Genomic DNA, 16,033 nt, shown 5'->3' with positions numbered 1-16,033 from the left:
GCCACTAACATCTACGCCCGTGGTCCAAGACACGGCGGTGGTGATGACCAACCACCGGACCGCCCGCCTCGTCGCCATCGTTGCGGGGCTTCTCGGCGCACTGCTGGCCATGGCCACTCCCCTGCTGCCGGTCACGCAGACCACCGCCCAGCTCAACTGGCCACAGAACGACGTGCTGCAGAGCGTCGACGCCCCCCTGATCGGATACGTCGCCACCGATCTCCAGATCACCATCCCCTGTAGCGCGGCGGCGGGGCTGGCCGGTCCGCGCAACGTGCTGCTGTCCACCGTCCCGAAGCAGGCACCCAAGGCCGTCGACCGCGGGCTGCTGATCGAGCGGGTCGGCAACGACCTTCTGGTCATCGTCCGCAACACGCCGGTGGTCAGCGCTCCGCTGAGCCAGGTACTGAGCCCGGCCTGCCAGCGGCTGACGTTCACCGCGCACGCCGACAAGGTGGTCGGCGAGTTCGTCGGGCTGGTGTCGGGTCCAGACTCCGATGATCCCGGCAAGCCGTTGCGCGGTGAGCGCAGTGGTTACGACTTCCGGCCGCAGATCGTCGGCGTGTTCACCGACCTGGCCGGGCCCGCGCCGCCGGAGATGACGTTCTCGGCCACCATCGACTCCCGCTACAGCAGTTCGCCGACGTTGCTCAAGACGCTCGCGATGATCATCGGCGTGGCGATGACGATCGTCGCCCTCGGTGCCCTGCACGTGCTCGACACCGCCGACGGTATGCGGCACCGGCGCTTCCTACCCCCGCGCTGGTGGTCGGTGAAGCCGCTCGACGGGCTGGTCGCCGCCATGCTGGTGTGGTGGCACTTCGTCGGTGCCAACACCTCCGACGACGGCTACATCCTCACCATGGCCCGGCTCTCCGAGCACGCCGGCTACATGGCCAACTACTACCGATGGTTCGGCACCCCCGAGTCCCCGTTCGGCTGGTACTACGACCTCTTGGCGCTCTGGGCGCACGTCACCACGGCCAGCGTCTGGATGCGACTGCCAACGCTGCTCATGGGGTTGGTGTGTTGGTGGGTGATCAGCCGCGAGGTGATTCCGCGACTCGGGCACGCGGTCAAGGTCAACCGCGCCGCGGCGTGGACCGCCGCAGGGATGTTCCTCGCGTTCTGGCTGCCCCTGAACAACGGGCTGCGCCCCGAACCCATCATCGCCCTCGGCATCCTGCTGACCTGGTGCTCGGTCGAGCGCGGAGTGGCAACCAGCAGGCTGCTGCCGGTCGCGATCGCGGTCATCATCGGCGCGCTGACGCTGTTCTCCGGACCCACCGGCGTCGCGGCGATCGGCGCGCTGCTGGTCGCCGTCGGACCGCTGAAAACCATTGTCGCAGCCCATACTTCGCGGTTCGGTTACCTCGCGCTGCTGGCTCCGATCCTGGCCGCGGGCACCGTGACGGCGATCCTGATCTTCCGCGACCAGACGCTGATCGGCGAACTGCAGGCCAATACGTTCAAGTCGGCTGTGGGCCCGAGCCTGAGCTGGTTCGACGAACACATCCGCTACGAGCGGCTGTTCACCACCAGCCCTGACGGCTCGGTCGCACGGCGGTTCGCGGTGCTCACCCTGCTGTTGGCATTGGCGATATCGGTGGCGACGGCGTTGCGCAAGGGCCGCATTCCCGGCACCGCCTCCGGTCCCAGCCGGCGCATCATCGGCATGACCATCATCTCGTTCCTCGCGATGATGTTCACCCCGACCAAGTGGACGCACCACTTCGGCGTGTTCGCCGGGTTGGCCGGATGCCTCGGCGCGCTGGCCGCCGTCGCAGTCACCGCCGCGGCGATGCGCTCGCGCCGCAACCGAACCCTGTTCGCGGCAGCCGTGCTGTTCGTGATGGCGCTGTCGTTCGCCACCGTGAACGGCTGGTGGTACGTGTCGAACTTCGGTGTGCCGTGGTCGAATTCATTCCCGGAGTGGAGATTCGCCTTCGCCACCTACCTGATCGGGCTGTCCGTTCTGGTCCTGCTCGTTGCGACGTGGTTCCACTTCACCGGTCGCGACTCGTCGCCTCCCGGTACCGCCGACCGGCGATTGACTCGAATCGTGCAGGCGCCGTTGGCCGTTGCGTCCTGGCTTCTCGTCGTGTTCGAGGTGCTTTCACTGACCCTGGCGATGACCGCCCAGTACCCCGCCTGGTCCGTCGGCCGGTCGAACCTCGACGCGTTGACCGGCAAGACGTGCGGCCTGGCCAGCGACGTGATGGTCGAGCAGGATCCCAACGCGGGCCTGCTGACCCCCGTCGACCTACCCGTCGGCGTCGCCCTCGGCGCGGTGACCGCACAAGGCTTCAACCCCAACGGGATTCCCGCCGACGTCTCCGCTGACCCCGTGATGGAGCCGCAGGGCAGCGGCAACTTCGCCGACACCGACGGCTCCGTGGTGTCCGGCAGCGAACCCGGCACGGAGGGCGGCACCACCGCGGCGGCAGGCGTGAACGGATCGCGGGCCCGGTTGCCGTACAACCTCGACCCGGCGCGCACCCCCGTGATGGGCAGCTGGCGCGCTGGCGCACAGCAGCCAGCGGCGTTGCGGTCGGGCTGGTACCGGCTGCCGCCCCGCGGTGAGCGCGGCCCGCTGTTGGTCGTGGCCGCCGCGGGACGGTTCGACCCCGGCGAGGTCGTCGTGCAGTGGGCGACCGACGATCAGGCCGCGAGGAATCAACCTGGCGGCGCCGTCGGGTTCGCCGACGTCGGCGCGGCCCCGGCGTGGCGCAATCTGCGCGCGCCCATGACGGCCATCCCGTCGGAGGCCACGCAGATCCGGCTGATCGCCACCGACGACGACCTCGCTGCCCAGCACTGGATCGCGGTGACGCCGCCGCGCATCCCGCAGCTGAAGACCCTGCAAGACGTCGTCGGCTCGACCGATCCCGTGCTGCTGGACTGGCTCGTCGGCCTGGCATTCCCCTGCCAGCGGCCGTTCGGCCATCAGAACGGCGTCACCGAGGTGCCGAAGTGGCGGATCCTGCCCGACCGATTCGGCGCCGAGGCCAACTCCCCGGTGATGGACTACCTGGGCGGCGGTCCCCTCGGCATCACCGAGCTGCTGTTGCGGGCCACGCCAGTGCCGACCTATCTGCGCGACGACTGGTTCCGCGACTGGGGGGCGCTCCAGCAGCTGACGCCCTGGTACCCGAACGCTGCACCCGCCCGGCTCGATCTCGGCACCGCAACGCGCAGCGGACTGTGGACTCCGGGTCCGCTGAGACTCAGCTGACGCGCCGCGGGGCTACGCAACTCGCACGAGGCCGTCGCATACCCTTGAGCGTCGTGCCCGCCCGGACTGCTCGACTCATTGCGATCATCGCGGGCCTCTCCGGGTTGTTGCTCTGCGCACTCACCCCGCTGCTGCCGGTCCGCCAGACCACCGCGACCATCCTGTGGCCGCAAGCCATCGGATCCAACGGCCTCGTCACCGACATCACCGCACCGCTGGTGTCCGGCGCACCACTCGCCCTGGACGCCTCGATCCCCTGCCAGGCGGTCACGACCCTGCCCCAGACCGGCGGCCTGGTGTTCTCCACCATCCCGCCCGCAGGCATCGACTCCAGCCGCAACGGCCTGTTCGTCAGGGCCAACGCCGACACCGTCGTCGTCGCGTTCCGTGACTCGGTGGCCGCCGTCGCACCCCGCCAGGCCGTTCAGTCCGGCGCGTGCAGCACGCTGCACCTCTGGGCCAACGCGGGCAGCGTCGGCGCAGACTTCGTCGGCATCCCCGGCGCGACGGGCACCGTCTCGATCGAGAAGAAGCCGCAGATCGCCGGCGTGTTCACCGACCTGAAGGTGGCCGCCCAGCAGGGTCTCGGCGCGCGCATCGACATCGACACCCGCTTCATCACCGTCCCGACGGCGCTCAAGACCGCACTGATGACGCTCGGCGTGCTGGCGACGCTGGCCTCGATCGTGGCACTGGCGATGCTGGACCGGCGGGCAGGCCGGCGGGTGGCCCACGCGTGGCGCCGGTTCTGGCGGGTCGGGCTTGCGACGTGGCTCGCCGACGGCGCCGTCGTCGGCACCCTCGTGCTGTGGCACGTCATCGGCGCCACCTCGTCCGACGACGGCTACAACCTCGCGATGGCACGGGTGTCGGGCGACGCGGGCTACGTCGCGAACTACTACCGCTACTTCGGCGTCTCCGAGGCTCCGTTCGACTGGTACCAGTCGGTGCTGGCCCACCTCGCCGCGATCAGCACGGCGGGCGTGTGGATGCGGCTGCCCGCCACGCTCGCTGGCATCGCCACCTGGCTTCTGCTGTCCCGCTGGGTCATTCCGCGCCTCGGCCGCAGGCTTGCGGTGAACCGGATCGCGGTCTGGACCGCAGGCGCGGTGTTCCTGGCCAGCTGGCTGCCGTTCAACAACGGCCTTCGCCCCGAACCGTTGATCGCGTTCGGCGCACTGTTCACCTGGATGCTGGTGGAGTACGCCATCGGCGCCCGACGGGTGTGGCCCGCCTGCGCGGCGATCGTCGTGGCGATGTTCACCGTGACGCTGGCGCCGCAGGGCCTGATCGCGCTGGCCCCGCTACTCGTCGGAGCCAGGGCCGTCGCCAGGATCATCCAGCGTCGCCGCGCCGAGGACGGGATTCTGGCGCCGCTGGCGGCTCTGGCGTCCTCGGTGGCACTGATCTTCGTGATCGTGTTCCGCGACCAGACGCTCGCCACCGTCGCAGAAGCCGCCAGGATCAAGTACGCCGTCGGCCCGACCATCCCCTGGTATCAGGACTTCCTGCGCTACTACTTCCTCACGGTCGAGAAGAGCTCGGACGGAACGCTGAGTCGGCGCTTCGCCGTGCTGATACTGCTGTTGTGCCTGTTCGGCATGGTCGCGGTACTGCTGCGCCGCGGCAGCCTGCCCGGTATGGCCAGCGGACCGGTGTGGCGGCTGATCGGCGCCTGCGCCGTCGGCCTGCTGCTGCTCACGTTCACGCCGACCAAGTGGGCGGTGCAGTTCGGCGTGTTCGCAGGCATCGGCGGTGCGCTCGGTGCAGTCACCGCGTTCACGTTCTCCCGCGTCGGGCTGCACAGCCGCCGCAACCTCGCGCTGTACGTCACCGCGCTGCTGTTCGCCCTTGCCTGGGCGACCTCGGGCCTCAACGCCTACTTCTACGTCGGCAACTACGGCGTGCCCTGGTTCGACAAGCAGCCGGTGATCGCAGGGCAGCCGGTGACCAACATGTTCCTGGCTCTGGCCATCATGACGGGCATGCTGGCCGGCTGGCTGCACTTCCGGATGGACTACACCGGGCAGACCGAGGTGCGCAACACCCGGCGCAACCGCGTGCTGGCGTCCACCCCGCTGTTGGTGGTGGCGACCCTGATGGTGCTGCTCGAGGTCGGATCGATGGCCAAGGGTGCGGCGGGTCGCTACCCCGCGTACACCACGGCCAAGGCCAACGCCGAAGCCTTGGCGTCCGGGTTGTCGACGGACAGCTGCGCGATGGCCGACGACGTGCTCGTCGAACCCGATACGAACGCGGGCATGCTGCAGCCGGTGCCCGGCCAGTCCTTCGGCCCCGACGGCCCGTTGGGCGGGACCGACCCGGCGGGCTTCACACCGAACGGCGTCAGCGACAGCCTGGAACCACCCGAACCGGTCGTCGCCAACCCCGGCACCGTCAACTCCGACGGCTCCCCGAACAAGCCGAGTGTCGGCATCGGCTTCGCCGCGGGCACCGGCGGTGGTTACGGCCCCGTCGGGGTGAACGGCTCGCGGGTGTTCCTGCCGTTCGGACTCGACCCGGCGCGCACCCCCGTGATGGGCAGCTTCAACGAGAACACGGCCGCCGCCAAGGCCACGTCCGCCTGGTACCAGCTGCCACCGCGCACCCCCGACCGCCCACTAGTGACCGTCGCCGCCGCAGGCGCCATCTGGTCCTACGAGGAGGACGGCAGCTTCCACTACGGCCAGTCGCTCAAGTTGCAGTGGGGCGTCGCCAAACCCGACGGCGGTTTCGACGCGCTCGGCCAGGTGCAGCCGATCGACATCACGCCGGGCAACGCCTGGCGCAACCTGCGCTTCCCGCTGGCATGGGCGCCGCCGGAGGCCAACGTGGCGCGCATCGTCGCCGACGACCCAAACCTGAGCACGGACCAGTGGTTCGCCTTCACCCCGCCGCGCGTGCCCGTGACCGAGACCGCACAGCAGCTGCTCGGCTCGCAGACGCCGGTGCTGATGGACATCGCCACCACGGCCAACTTCCCGTGCCAGCGGCCGTTCACCGAGCACCTCGGCGTCGCCGAACTGCCGGACTACCGGGTCCTTCCGAACTTCAAGCAGGTGGTGATCTCGTCGAACATGTGGCAGTCGGCTGAGAACGGCGGCCCGTTCCTGTTCATTCAGGCGCTGTTGCGCACCACGTCGGTACCGAGCTACCTACGTGACGACCCGTACCGCGACTGGGGCTCGATCGAGCGCTACGAACGGGTGGTGCCCGAGCAGGACGCACCCAACGCCGTCATCGACCAGGGCACGGAACGAGTGTTCGGCTGGAGTCGCTCCGGCCCGATCAGAGCACTGCCATGACCGGGGCAACGACGACCGGGGCAGCCGACGTCAGGACCGGCGACGTCAGGGTGACCCGATGGGTCGCGATGATCGCAGGCCTGATCGGCTTCGTCTGCGCAGTACTCACCCCACTGCTGCCGGTGGTGCAGACCACGGCGACTCTGAACTGGCCGCAGGCCGGGCAACTGAACAGCGTCACCGCGCCGCTGATCACCTTCACGCCGGTCACCATGTCGGCGACGGTGCCGTGCGACGTCATCCGGCAGATGCCGCCTGCGGGCGGCATGGTCTTCGGCACCGCGCCCGCCGACGGCAAGCAGGCCGCGCTCAACGGGCTGTTCGTCAACGTCAGCAGCACCCGGGTCGACGTCACCGACCGCAACGTGGTGGTCTCCAGCGTGCCGAGGGCGCGGGTCGTCGATCCGTCTTGCCAGCGCATCGAGATCACCTCGTCGGAGGCAGGCACGTTCGCCACGTTCGTCGGGCTGACGTACACCTCGGGGCCGACCGCGGGGCAGCCGCTGCGCAGCGGCTTCGCGGATCCGAACCTGCGACCGGCGATCGTCGGCGTGTTCACCGACCTGACCGGTGCTGCGCCGCAGGGACTTTCACTGTCGGCGACCATCGACAGCAGGTACACCACGACGCCGACCGCGCTGAAGCTGACCGCGATGGTGCTTGCCATCATCGCGACCATCGTCGCGCTGGTCGCCGTGTGGCGCCTCGACCAGCTCGACGGCAGACGGATGCAAAGGGTGATCCCGTCGCGCTGGCGGACGTTCACCGCGGTCGACGTCGTCGTGGTCGGCGGCTTCCTGCTCTGGCACGTGCTCGGCGCCAACTCGTCCGACGACGGCTACATCCTGCAGATGGCCAGGATCGCCGACCATGCCGGCTACATGTCGAACTACTTCCGCTGGTTCGGCAGCCCCGAGGATCCGTTCGGCTGGTTCTACAACCTGCTGGCCTTGATGACGCACGTCAGCGACGCCAGCATTTGGATGCGGTTGCCGGACTTGATCTGTGCGCTGGTCTGCTGGCTGCTGCTATCCCGCGAGGTACTACCCCGCCTCGGGCCCGCAGTGTCGACCAGTCGCCCCGCGCTGTGGGCGGCGGGCCTGGTACTGCTGGCCGCGTGGATGCCGTTCAACAACGGCCTTCGGCCAGAGGGGCAGATCGCCGCCGGGGCGTTGATCACCTACGTGCTGATCGAGCGGGCCATCATCTCCGGTCGGCTCACCCCTGCGGCGCTGGCGATCACGACGGCGGCGTTCACGCTCGGCATCCAGCCGACCGGCCTGATCGCCGTCGCCGCACTGCTGGCCGGTGGCCGTCCGCTGCTGCGCATCCTGGTACGGCGCCACCGCGTGGTTGGCACATGGCCTCTGGTGCTGCCGCTGCTCGCCGCGGGCACCGTCATCCTCGCCGTGGTGTTCGCCGACCAGACCCTGGCAACGGTGATGGAGGCCACCAGGCTGCGCACCGCCATCGGCCCGAGCCAGCCGTGGTACACCGAGAATTTGCGCTACTACTATCTGTTCCTGCCGACCGTCGACGGCTCGCTATCGCGCCGGTTCGGTTTCTTCATCACCGCGCTGAGCCTCTTCGCGTCACTGTTCATCATGTTGCGGCGCAAGCGGGTTGCCGGCGTGGCCCGCGGGCCGGCGTGGCGGCTGATGGGCGTCATCTTCGGCACGATGTTCTTCCTGATGTTCACCCCGACCAAATGGGTGCACCACTTCGGGTTGTTCGCCGCGGTGGGCGCGGCGATGGCCGCGCTGGCCACCGTGCTGGTGTCCCGGGTGGTGTTGCGTTCGGCGCGCAACCGGATGGCGTTCACAGCCGCCGTGCTGTTCCTGCTGGCGCTGTGCTTCGCCACCACCAACGGTTGGTGGTACGTGTCCAGTTACGGCGTGCCGTTCAACAACGCAATGCCCAAGATCGCCGGGATGACGGTCAGCACGATCTTCTTCGTACTGTTCGCAATCGCCGCACTGTGGGCGTTCTGGCTGCACTTCGCGCCCCGCGACAGACCCGAGGGCAAGGTCTCGCGATGGGTGACGGCTGCACCCATTCCTGTCACCGCCGCCGTCATGGTGGTGGTGTTCGTCGGATCGATGTTCGTCGGGGTGGTGCGCCAGTACCCGACCTACACCAACGCCTCGTCGAACCTGCGCGCGTTCGCGGGGGGTTGCGGCCTCGCCGACTACGTTCTGGCCGAGCCGGACTCCAATGACGGTTTCCTGCAACCCCTTCCCGGCAATTACGGTCCGCTCGGACCACTCGGCGGGGCGAACCCCGTCGGGTTCACTCCGAGCGGCGTGCCGGATCACATCGTCGCCGAGGCGATCCGGCTGACCAACCCCGCGCCTGGCACCGACTACGACTGGGATGCGCCGGTCAAGCTCACCTCGCCAGGGATCAACGGATCCACGGTGCCACTGCCCTACGGACTTGACCCCAAGCGGGTGCCACTCGCTGGGACGTATATCCAAGGGGCGCAACAGGAGAGCCGCCTTGCGTCGGCCTGGTATCAGCTGCCTGCTCCCGATGCCGCGCATCCGCTGGTGGTCGTGACCGCCGCGGGCAACATCACCGGCAACAGCGTGTTCAACGGTCACACCACGGGCCAAACGGTGGCGTTGGAGTACGCGCGACCCGGCCCCGACGGTGCACTGGTGCCAGCCGGCCGCGTCGAGCCCTACGACATCGGACCCATTCCGTCGTGGCGCAACCTGCGCTACGACCGATCCGAGATTCCGGCCGACGCAACGGCGGTACGGGTGATCGCCGAGGACTTGTCGCTGACGCCCGGCGACTGGATCGCGGTGACACCGCCCCGGGTTCCGGAACTGCGCACGGTGCAGGAGTACATCGGTTCCGACCAGCCGGTGCTGCTGGACTGGGCGGTGGGGCTGGCCTTCCCGTGCCAGCAGCCGATGCTGCACGCCAACGGCGTCACCGAGGTGCCGAAGTTCCGCATCACGCCGGACTACAACGCCAAGAAGCTGGACACCGACAGCTGGGAGGACGGCCTCAACGGCGGTCTGCTCGGCATCACCGACCTGCTGCTGCGCGCGCACCTGATGTCGACGTACCTGTCGCACGACTGGGGCCGTGACTGGGGCTCGCTGCGCCAGTTCGACACCGTCGTCGACGCAACGCCCGCCCAGATCGAGCTCGGCACCGCGACCCGCAGCGGGCTGTACAGCCCAGGACGGATCCGGATCAAGCCGTGACCGATACCGCCCGCATCGGACGCGCGACGGTGACGCGCGTGGTGGAGACGCGGGTGGAGATGCGGACCTCGCTGTTCGCCGCGACGCCAGTCGAAGCGTGGCAGGACGACGCGGAACTTCTCGACCCCACGTTCTGGGACCGCGAGGCCGATCAGTGGAAGATCGCGATGCAGACCTGGGTCGTCGAGGTCGACGGCCTCACGGTGGTGGTGGACACCGGGGTGGGGAACGGCCGCGATCGCCCGAACATGCCGCCGATGCACCAGCTGAACACCGACTTCATGGATGCGCTGCACGCCGCCGGCGTCGACCCCGCCGACGTCGACGTGGTGGTCAACACGCACCTGCACATCGACCACGTGGGCTGGAACACCCACCTGCTCGACGGGGCCTGGGTGCCGACGTTCCCGAACGCGCGCTATCTGATGCCGGAGGCGGACTTCCGATTCTTCGGCCCCGATGGCGAGGGCGCCGATGAAGCCAGGCGAATCCTGTTCGACGACAGCATCTTTCCGGTGCAGGATCAGACGGAGTTGTGGTCTGACGATCTACAGATCAGTGAGTCGCTGCGGCTACGGCCCGCGCCTGGGCACACCCCTGGGGCATCGGTGTTGTGGCTCGAAGCGGGCCAGTCGGCAGTCTTCGTCGGCGATCTGACGCACTGCCCGATCCAAATCTCCCGGCCGCAGGATCCGTGCGCCTTCGACGTCGATGCCGAGGCAGCGGTGGTGACCCGCAAGCGGGTGTTCACCGAGGCGTCGCGGGCCCGCGCGATGGTGATCCCGGCGCACTACCCGGGCCACGGCGGCGCGACGATCGTGGCGCGTGGCGACCGGTTCGAGGTCGATGGCTGGTTGGCGCTGCCCGAGATCTAGCTGAGGCCGTCGCGCCGACCTGTACAAATCGTCCGTACAATCTCTACGTACACGGTTGTACAATCCAGTCATGGCGTCTTCAGGCAGCATTCCGGTGTCGGAGTTGCGAGAGCAATTGGCGGCTGTGGTCGACGAACTCGCAACCCATGGCAAGGCCATCAAGCTGACCCGACACGGTCAGCCCGTCGCCGTGCTCATGGGCTATCAGGCGTTCGAGGCACTCCTTGACGATTTCGATGATGCGGACGACTACCGGGCGCTGGCCGAATACGACGCCGCTGAAGATCACGACACGATCCCCTGGGAGGTGGTGAAGAGGGACCTCGGCATCGCGTGAACTACGAGGTTCGGAAGACACGCCGCGTCCAACGCGAGATCGACGCGATCGAGAAGCGCGATCGCCTGCGCATCGAAGGTGTCATTGCACTACTGGCGGAGAACCCGAGACCGCCAAAGGCGACGAAACTGGTAGGCCAGCGCAACCGCTGGCGGGTTCGCACAGGCGACTGCCGAATCCTCTATGAAATCGACGATGGCGTGCTGACCGTCCTGGTGATTCGAGCTGGGCACCGACGTGAGGTCTATCGCGACTCTTGACATCGCCCCGTCGAGCGCCGCATCAGGGCGACGGACTGGTGGTCGCCGTCGGTGACGCACTCGCGGAACTACTGCCGTTGTTGCTCTGCAGGATGTCGTCGTGGCAGTCGAGCCTGCTCTGGCCGGTCTGCTCCATGCAGACCAGTACCGGCGCCTCGGTCTCCGACGGGTAGACCTCGTCGTTCGGGCCTGGCGTCACCGTCGGACTGGAGACCTCGCCCGGGTACAGCGACCAGATCGCCTTGTCGACCGTCGGCAGATGCGCGCAATAGGCAGGCCCGCCGGTCGCAGTGACGCCAGCGGCGCCGAGGGTCGCACAGTTGGCGCCAACGACGATGACCGGCAACGCATTTCCCGCCGCAGGCGATGCGGATGACGTCTGCGGGGGCTTGGCTGCCGCGGGCGGGTGACTGCGCCCACGCTCGACCACGACGAAGGCCACCGCGGCGATCGCGATGACGGCCAGCGCGACGGCGGCGGGCACCAGGAACTTGCGCTTCGGCGACGACCGTATTGCTTGCGGCTTGGAGTGCCTCGGGCCCGACACCCCGATGGGTCCGGACGCCACCGGCGCCAACCTCGTCGCCTCGGAATCGTCCGGTAGTGCGCCTGGCGCGCCGATGCGACTCCCTAGCGCCCGCGCGAAGTCGATGCACCTGCCGTAGCGATCGCCAGGCGCCTTGGCCAGAGCCTTGTCGAAGACCGTTCCCAGGCTGGACAACTCGGGTCGATGCTTCCCGATCGGCGGCGGTTTCGCGGTGAGGTGCTGGCTGATCACCACCGCGGGATTGACGTTGTGGAACGGAGGAAATCCGGTCAGCAACTGATACGCCGTTGCAGCAAGCGCGTACTGGTCGGCGCGGCCGTCGACGTCGCCGCCGGTCAATTGCTCTGGCGCCGCATAGGCCACCGTGCCGACCGTCATGTTGGTTCCGGTCAGGTTGCTCGTCTCGCCGGTACGCCTGGCGATGCCGAAGTCGGCCAACATGATTCGCTCATCCTGCGCGCCAGCGTTGGCGATCAGGATGTTGGCGGGCTTCACGTCGCGGTGCAGAAGACCGCGCTGGTGTGCGTAGTCCAGCGCGTCACCGATGGCCGTCACGATCCGAACTACCTCGTCGGGCGGCATGCCCTTGGGGTAGCGCTCGGTGAGCAGCTCGCCTGCGTCCGTGCCCTCGACGTAATCCATCGCGATCCAGAGTCGACCGTCGACGTCACCGCGGTCGTGCACCTCGACGATGTGCGGGTGCCACAACGTCGCGGCGATGTCGGCCTCGCGCTCGAAGCGCTGCCGGTACTCGCTGTCGGCGCACACCGTCGCGGCCAGCACCTTGAGTGCGTCGCGCCGCGGCAGGCGGGGATGCTGCGCCAGGTAGACCTCGCCCATGCCCCCGGCACCTATCGACCGCACGATGGTGTAGCCGTCGATTACCTCACCTTCGGCCAGCGGCATGGGCGGAATTCTAAAGCGTGTCGAACAAACTCGGGTGAGTGTTCGACACCGCCCTTCTCGGGCGTCGTCGGTTCAGGCCGCTGGTGCGGCGTGAATGTCAGTTCCTGCGTCAACCGGGCTGGTTTCGCCAGCACACGTGGGGTGCTGGTCAGAGCCGTCCCGTCGGCGGGCGTTGGTGGCCCGGCCCCGTTGCTTGGGGGTCCGGGGATCTGGTGAGGCTTCGTGCTGATGGGTCTGGCCCCAGCGGGCCAGATTCATCGCGGCGTTGCGGTCGCGGTCCATGCAATGTCCGCAAGCACAAGTGAACACGCGGTCAGCAAGGGTGAGGTCGTTGCGGACGGTGCCGCATTGCCCGCACCGCTTGCTGGATGGATACCAGGGTCAGCGATGACCACTTGACCATCGCGCCAGGCCTGTTTGTAGTGCAGCAGGCGGGCGAATTCTGCCCACCCAGCATCTGAGATCGCGCGCGCCAGGCGATGGTTGGTCAGCATCCCCCCGATGTTCAGATCTTCGATGACGAGCCGGTCGTGGGTCTTGACCAGCGCGCCCGTGACCTGATGCAGGAAATGGCGGCGCACATTGGCGACGTGATGGTGGTGACGGGCCAGTTTGGCGGCGGCGTCACGACGGTTGTGTGATCCTTTCTTCTTGCGGGACAACGATTTCGCCAACCGCTTTTGCTTGGCCATTCCGGCGGCCAAGGCCTTGGGCGGATCATCGATGCGGCCGACTTGTTGGCCGTCGCTGGTGGATGCGACGAGGAACGCCGACAAACCCCGGTCGATGCCGACCCAGCCCCCGTCGTCGCCGGGATGACGGGCTGGGTGCTGATGGGCTTGGTGTAGGTCGGCGGCTTCGACATTCAGCGACACCGACCAGCGCCCGGCGTGGTGGCTGATGGTGGCGAACAGGATCGTCGCCCGACCCTTGGCGAGCATGCGGCGCAACCGGCGGGTGTCGTCATGCACCCCGATCAGCCCGATGCCGGGCAGGGTGATCGAGCGTGGCCTGTTCTTCTCCCCGACGCGGATCGCCGCTGGCTTGCCCTTGCGGTGTCTGTTGCGCAGCCGAAACGACGGCAGCGCACCGGCTTTCTTCTTGAACCGGGGAAAACCGACGCGCTTGCCGTTGCGCTTGCCGCAGCGGGAATCCGACCAGCCTTTGAGCCCTGCGCCGAGGTCTACCGCTGCTTCCTCGAACACCTGCTGACACACCTCGGCCCGCCAGGCCAGGCCCGTTACCAGCACACCGATGGTGCCGTCGGTGCCGACGGTGAAGACCCGGCCAGCGTCTTCGGTCTTCTTCCAGGCGTTGAACGTGTTGATCAGATCGAACCCGGTCCACGGCACCTCGATGGAGGGATCGAACTTGCGTTGCGTGAGAGCGGTTTTCACGATCCGTAGGCACTGGTTGTATGCGAACCGGGCCGCTCCTGCATGCCGGGCCAGCACCTCGCTCTGCTCGACGGTGGGGTCGAGACAGAACCGGAAAGCGGTGTGCCGAGACATCACCGCGAGGATCGCACAGCACACCGACAACACCCTGACCAGCAGCGATCGGCGTGCCACGGCGCGAGTAGTCGAACACAGTCGGCTGTTCGACACCCTTAACTGGCGGGGCAGGCCGCAAGTGCGGCGCGCCGAGCGACGTCGGGCGAGCAACGCCACGGCGCCAACCGCCCCGATGAACATGTCGCCAACCGGATGCCCACCGGCGCGCAGGCAACGGGCCCCCGCCCACCGCACGGATCGTGATCGATGAGAACCTCTACATTGTCGCGGGAGTTGATTTTTTAGCAAATGATCTTGATGTCACCAACCGATCCTTGCCGAGCCACGTTGTCACTACTCGTAGATCAATCAATGCCTGGTACAACCTGCAGAAATATCCTTTTGTTTTGTCGAATCCGTGAATCTTCTGTCAATACGTCGCTAACGTCGCAGGCAGTGACAGCAAGGTCCGTCGAATCGACTGAAGCGGTTGAGATGGCCACTGGTGAGAAGGCGCGCGCCAACCGCAGGGTGGTCAACATCGAGGGGTGCGGAGCAACGAGGGGACGCTCCGCAGGGACGGCCCTTGGGTTTGTATTCAGCAAACCCAAGGGCTCTGTCTCGCCAGGCGAGTCTCACCAGGTGACGGTCAGTGCGGCGTCCCGAGATACGGGAACTCACCGAGCGAGTCGGCGTGCGGGCTGAGCCCGCTCGGTGGGCACTCACCCTTGGTCAGGAAACCGAGCCGGTAGTCGATCACGTCGTCGGTGAACACACGGCCGTTCGGGTACTTCGCGGGCTTCGACGGGTCGTAGGTGAGCATGTCGGGCAGGGTGCCCTCCTCGTCGATCGCAGCGATCGCCTCATCCCGCGAGTAACCGCCGGTGTGGCCCATCAGGTGGATGAACATGTCGATCCACCGCTCGCGATCCCGGATCGGTTCGGAGGCGTTGTACTCCTCCTTGGTGTCGTCGGTGTTGAAGAAGCTGCTCACCGACGGGTGTCCCGCCCGGTCGACGTGCAGCAGCTCGCCGTCGCGATGCAGGCTGCAGCGGCCCCACACCCGGATGTCGGGAGCCGGGCCGAGTGCGCTCGTCGGCATCTCGATCACCATCGAGCACACATTGGCTTGGGTGTTGGAATCGACTCCCGTCCAAGGTGTTTCGGGACGCGGCTGATTGTACGAGGTGAAGTTCCTAGTGCCCGACGTGTCGAACAGACTCTTGACACCGTCGAAGTCGAAGAAGAACGCATCGCTGCGGGCGCCCGCGAAGAACGTGAAGCTGCCGGAGGTGGCGATGTTCGGCGTCTTGCCGAAGGACACCTCGACCGCGTCGAAGATCTTCGATCCGACGGCTTCGGGTTCCTCGGCCTCGTCGTCGACGGCCAGGTACACGTCGACGGTCTGACGTCCATCCGCGGGTTCGGAGAACACGAAGCTGAACGCGATGTCGTTGCGCAGGTCGCCGTCGTTGTCGACGGCGAGGCGGTAGATCGCGTCCGGGTGCAGGAAGTCCGCCTGCGGGTTGGCATTGAGGATCAGCACCGTCTTGGTGGGGTCGGCAGGTGACTCGAAGGCGTACAGATCGCAGAGGTCGAGCCGCTGATCGCCGAGTGGTGGGCCGAGACTCAGGCCGGTGAAGTGGTTGGACACGAAACGAATTCAACCCGACTTCGGTCCGCGTTCCTAGTAGTTCGAGACAACTAAACCTAAGAGTTGACCCGTAACTGCCCGCGGGTCTTTGAGGTTGCAGAGTCCGGCGACGGTGTGGGGGGCTCGTTGCGGTGACCGGGCCGCGCAGCGGGCGACGACGGTCACCGTGCGGCATCGCGCGCCGGTGAAGACGTGGGTGT

General features: G+C 67.5%; 9 protein-coding genes and 1 pseudogene. 6 read left to right on the top strand and 4 right to left on the bottom strand.

Features of this window, described 5'->3' with window-relative positions; translation table 11 throughout:
- Positions 1–43 precede the first annotated feature (43 nt).
- From HNP02_RS32530 to HNP02_RS32505, 6 genes are all read left to right on the top strand, one after another.
- Positions 44–3,235: an arabinosyltransferase domain-containing protein gene (locus HNP02_RS32530; RefSeq protein ID WP_184444838.1), complete on the top strand. Its 3,192-nt coding sequence runs from the start codon at positions 44–46 to the stop codon at positions 3,233–3,235.
- 53 nt (positions 3,236–3,288) lie between these two features.
- Positions 3,289–6,540, top strand: coding sequence for an arabinosyltransferase domain-containing protein (locus HNP02_RS32525; protein ID WP_184444775.1), 3,252 nt, complete (start codon positions 3,289–3,291; stop codon positions 6,538–6,540).
- A complete protein-coding gene (locus tag HNP02_RS32520; protein ID WP_184444774.1) occupies positions 6,537–9,761 on the top strand; it encodes an arabinosyltransferase domain-containing protein in 3,225 nt (1,074 codons plus the stop codon). Before HNP02_RS32525 ends, HNP02_RS32520 begins: the two co-directional genes overlap by 4 nt.
- Entirely contained in the window at positions 9,758–10,636 is an 879-nt protein-coding gene (locus HNP02_RS32515) for an MBL fold metallo-hydrolase (RefSeq protein ID WP_309241767.1), read from the top strand. Before HNP02_RS32520 ends, HNP02_RS32515 begins: the two co-directional genes overlap by 4 nt.
- A gap of 70 nt (positions 10,637–10,706) precedes the next feature.
- Complete coding sequence (locus HNP02_RS32510) at positions 10,707–10,973, top strand: type II toxin-antitoxin system Phd/YefM family antitoxin (protein ID WP_184444773.1); 267 nt, start codon at positions 10,707–10,709, stop codon at positions 10,971–10,973.
- Positions 10,970–11,233, top strand: coding sequence for a type II toxin-antitoxin system RelE/ParE family toxin (locus HNP02_RS32505; protein WP_184444772.1), 264 nt, complete (start codon positions 10,970–10,972; stop codon positions 11,231–11,233). Before HNP02_RS32510 ends, HNP02_RS32505 begins: the two co-directional genes overlap by 4 nt.
- 22 nt (positions 11,234–11,255) lie before the next feature.
- On the opposite strand, the gene HNP02_RS32500 is transcribed toward HNP02_RS32505, so the two are convergent.
- The 4 genes and pseudogenes from HNP02_RS32500 to HNP02_RS32490 all read right to left on the bottom strand — a co-directional run bounded on the left by HNP02_RS32500 (position 11,256) and on the right by HNP02_RS32490 (position 15,833).
- Positions 11,256–12,686 (bottom strand): serine/threonine-protein kinase, encoded by a 1,431-nt coding sequence (locus HNP02_RS32500; RefSeq protein WP_184444771.1) that lies wholly within the window; start codon positions 12,684–12,686, stop codon positions 11,256–11,258.
- A 72-nt stretch (positions 12,687–12,758) separates the two neighbouring features.
- Positions 12,759–13,007, bottom strand: a pseudogene (locus HNP02_RS44160) (hypothetical protein); the annotation flags it as partial.
- The gene (locus HNP02_RS32495; RefSeq protein WP_255507220.1) at positions 12,941–14,197 is read right to left on the bottom strand and encodes a transposase; all 1,257 of its coding nucleotides are present in this window, start codon (positions 14,195–14,197) and stop codon (positions 12,941–12,943) included. The pseudogene HNP02_RS44160 and the gene HNP02_RS32495, both read right to left, overlap by 67 nt.
- Positions 14,198–14,828: 631 nt before the next feature.
- Positions 14,829–15,833 carry a DUF4331 family protein gene (locus HNP02_RS32490; RefSeq protein ID WP_184444769.1) on the bottom strand — a complete coding sequence of 335 codons (1,005 nt, stop codon included), beginning with the start codon at positions 15,831–15,833 and terminating at the stop codon, positions 14,829–14,831.
- Between the last annotated feature and the right edge of the window lie 200 nt (positions 15,834–16,033).

The organism is Mycobacterium sp. AZCC_0083, from assembly GCF_014202335.1.
In the GTDB taxonomy this organism is placed as follows: domain Bacteria; phylum Actinomycetota; class Actinomycetes; order Mycobacteriales; family Mycobacteriaceae; genus Mycobacterium.
This window is presented reverse-complemented; position numbering and strand designations above follow the sequence as displayed.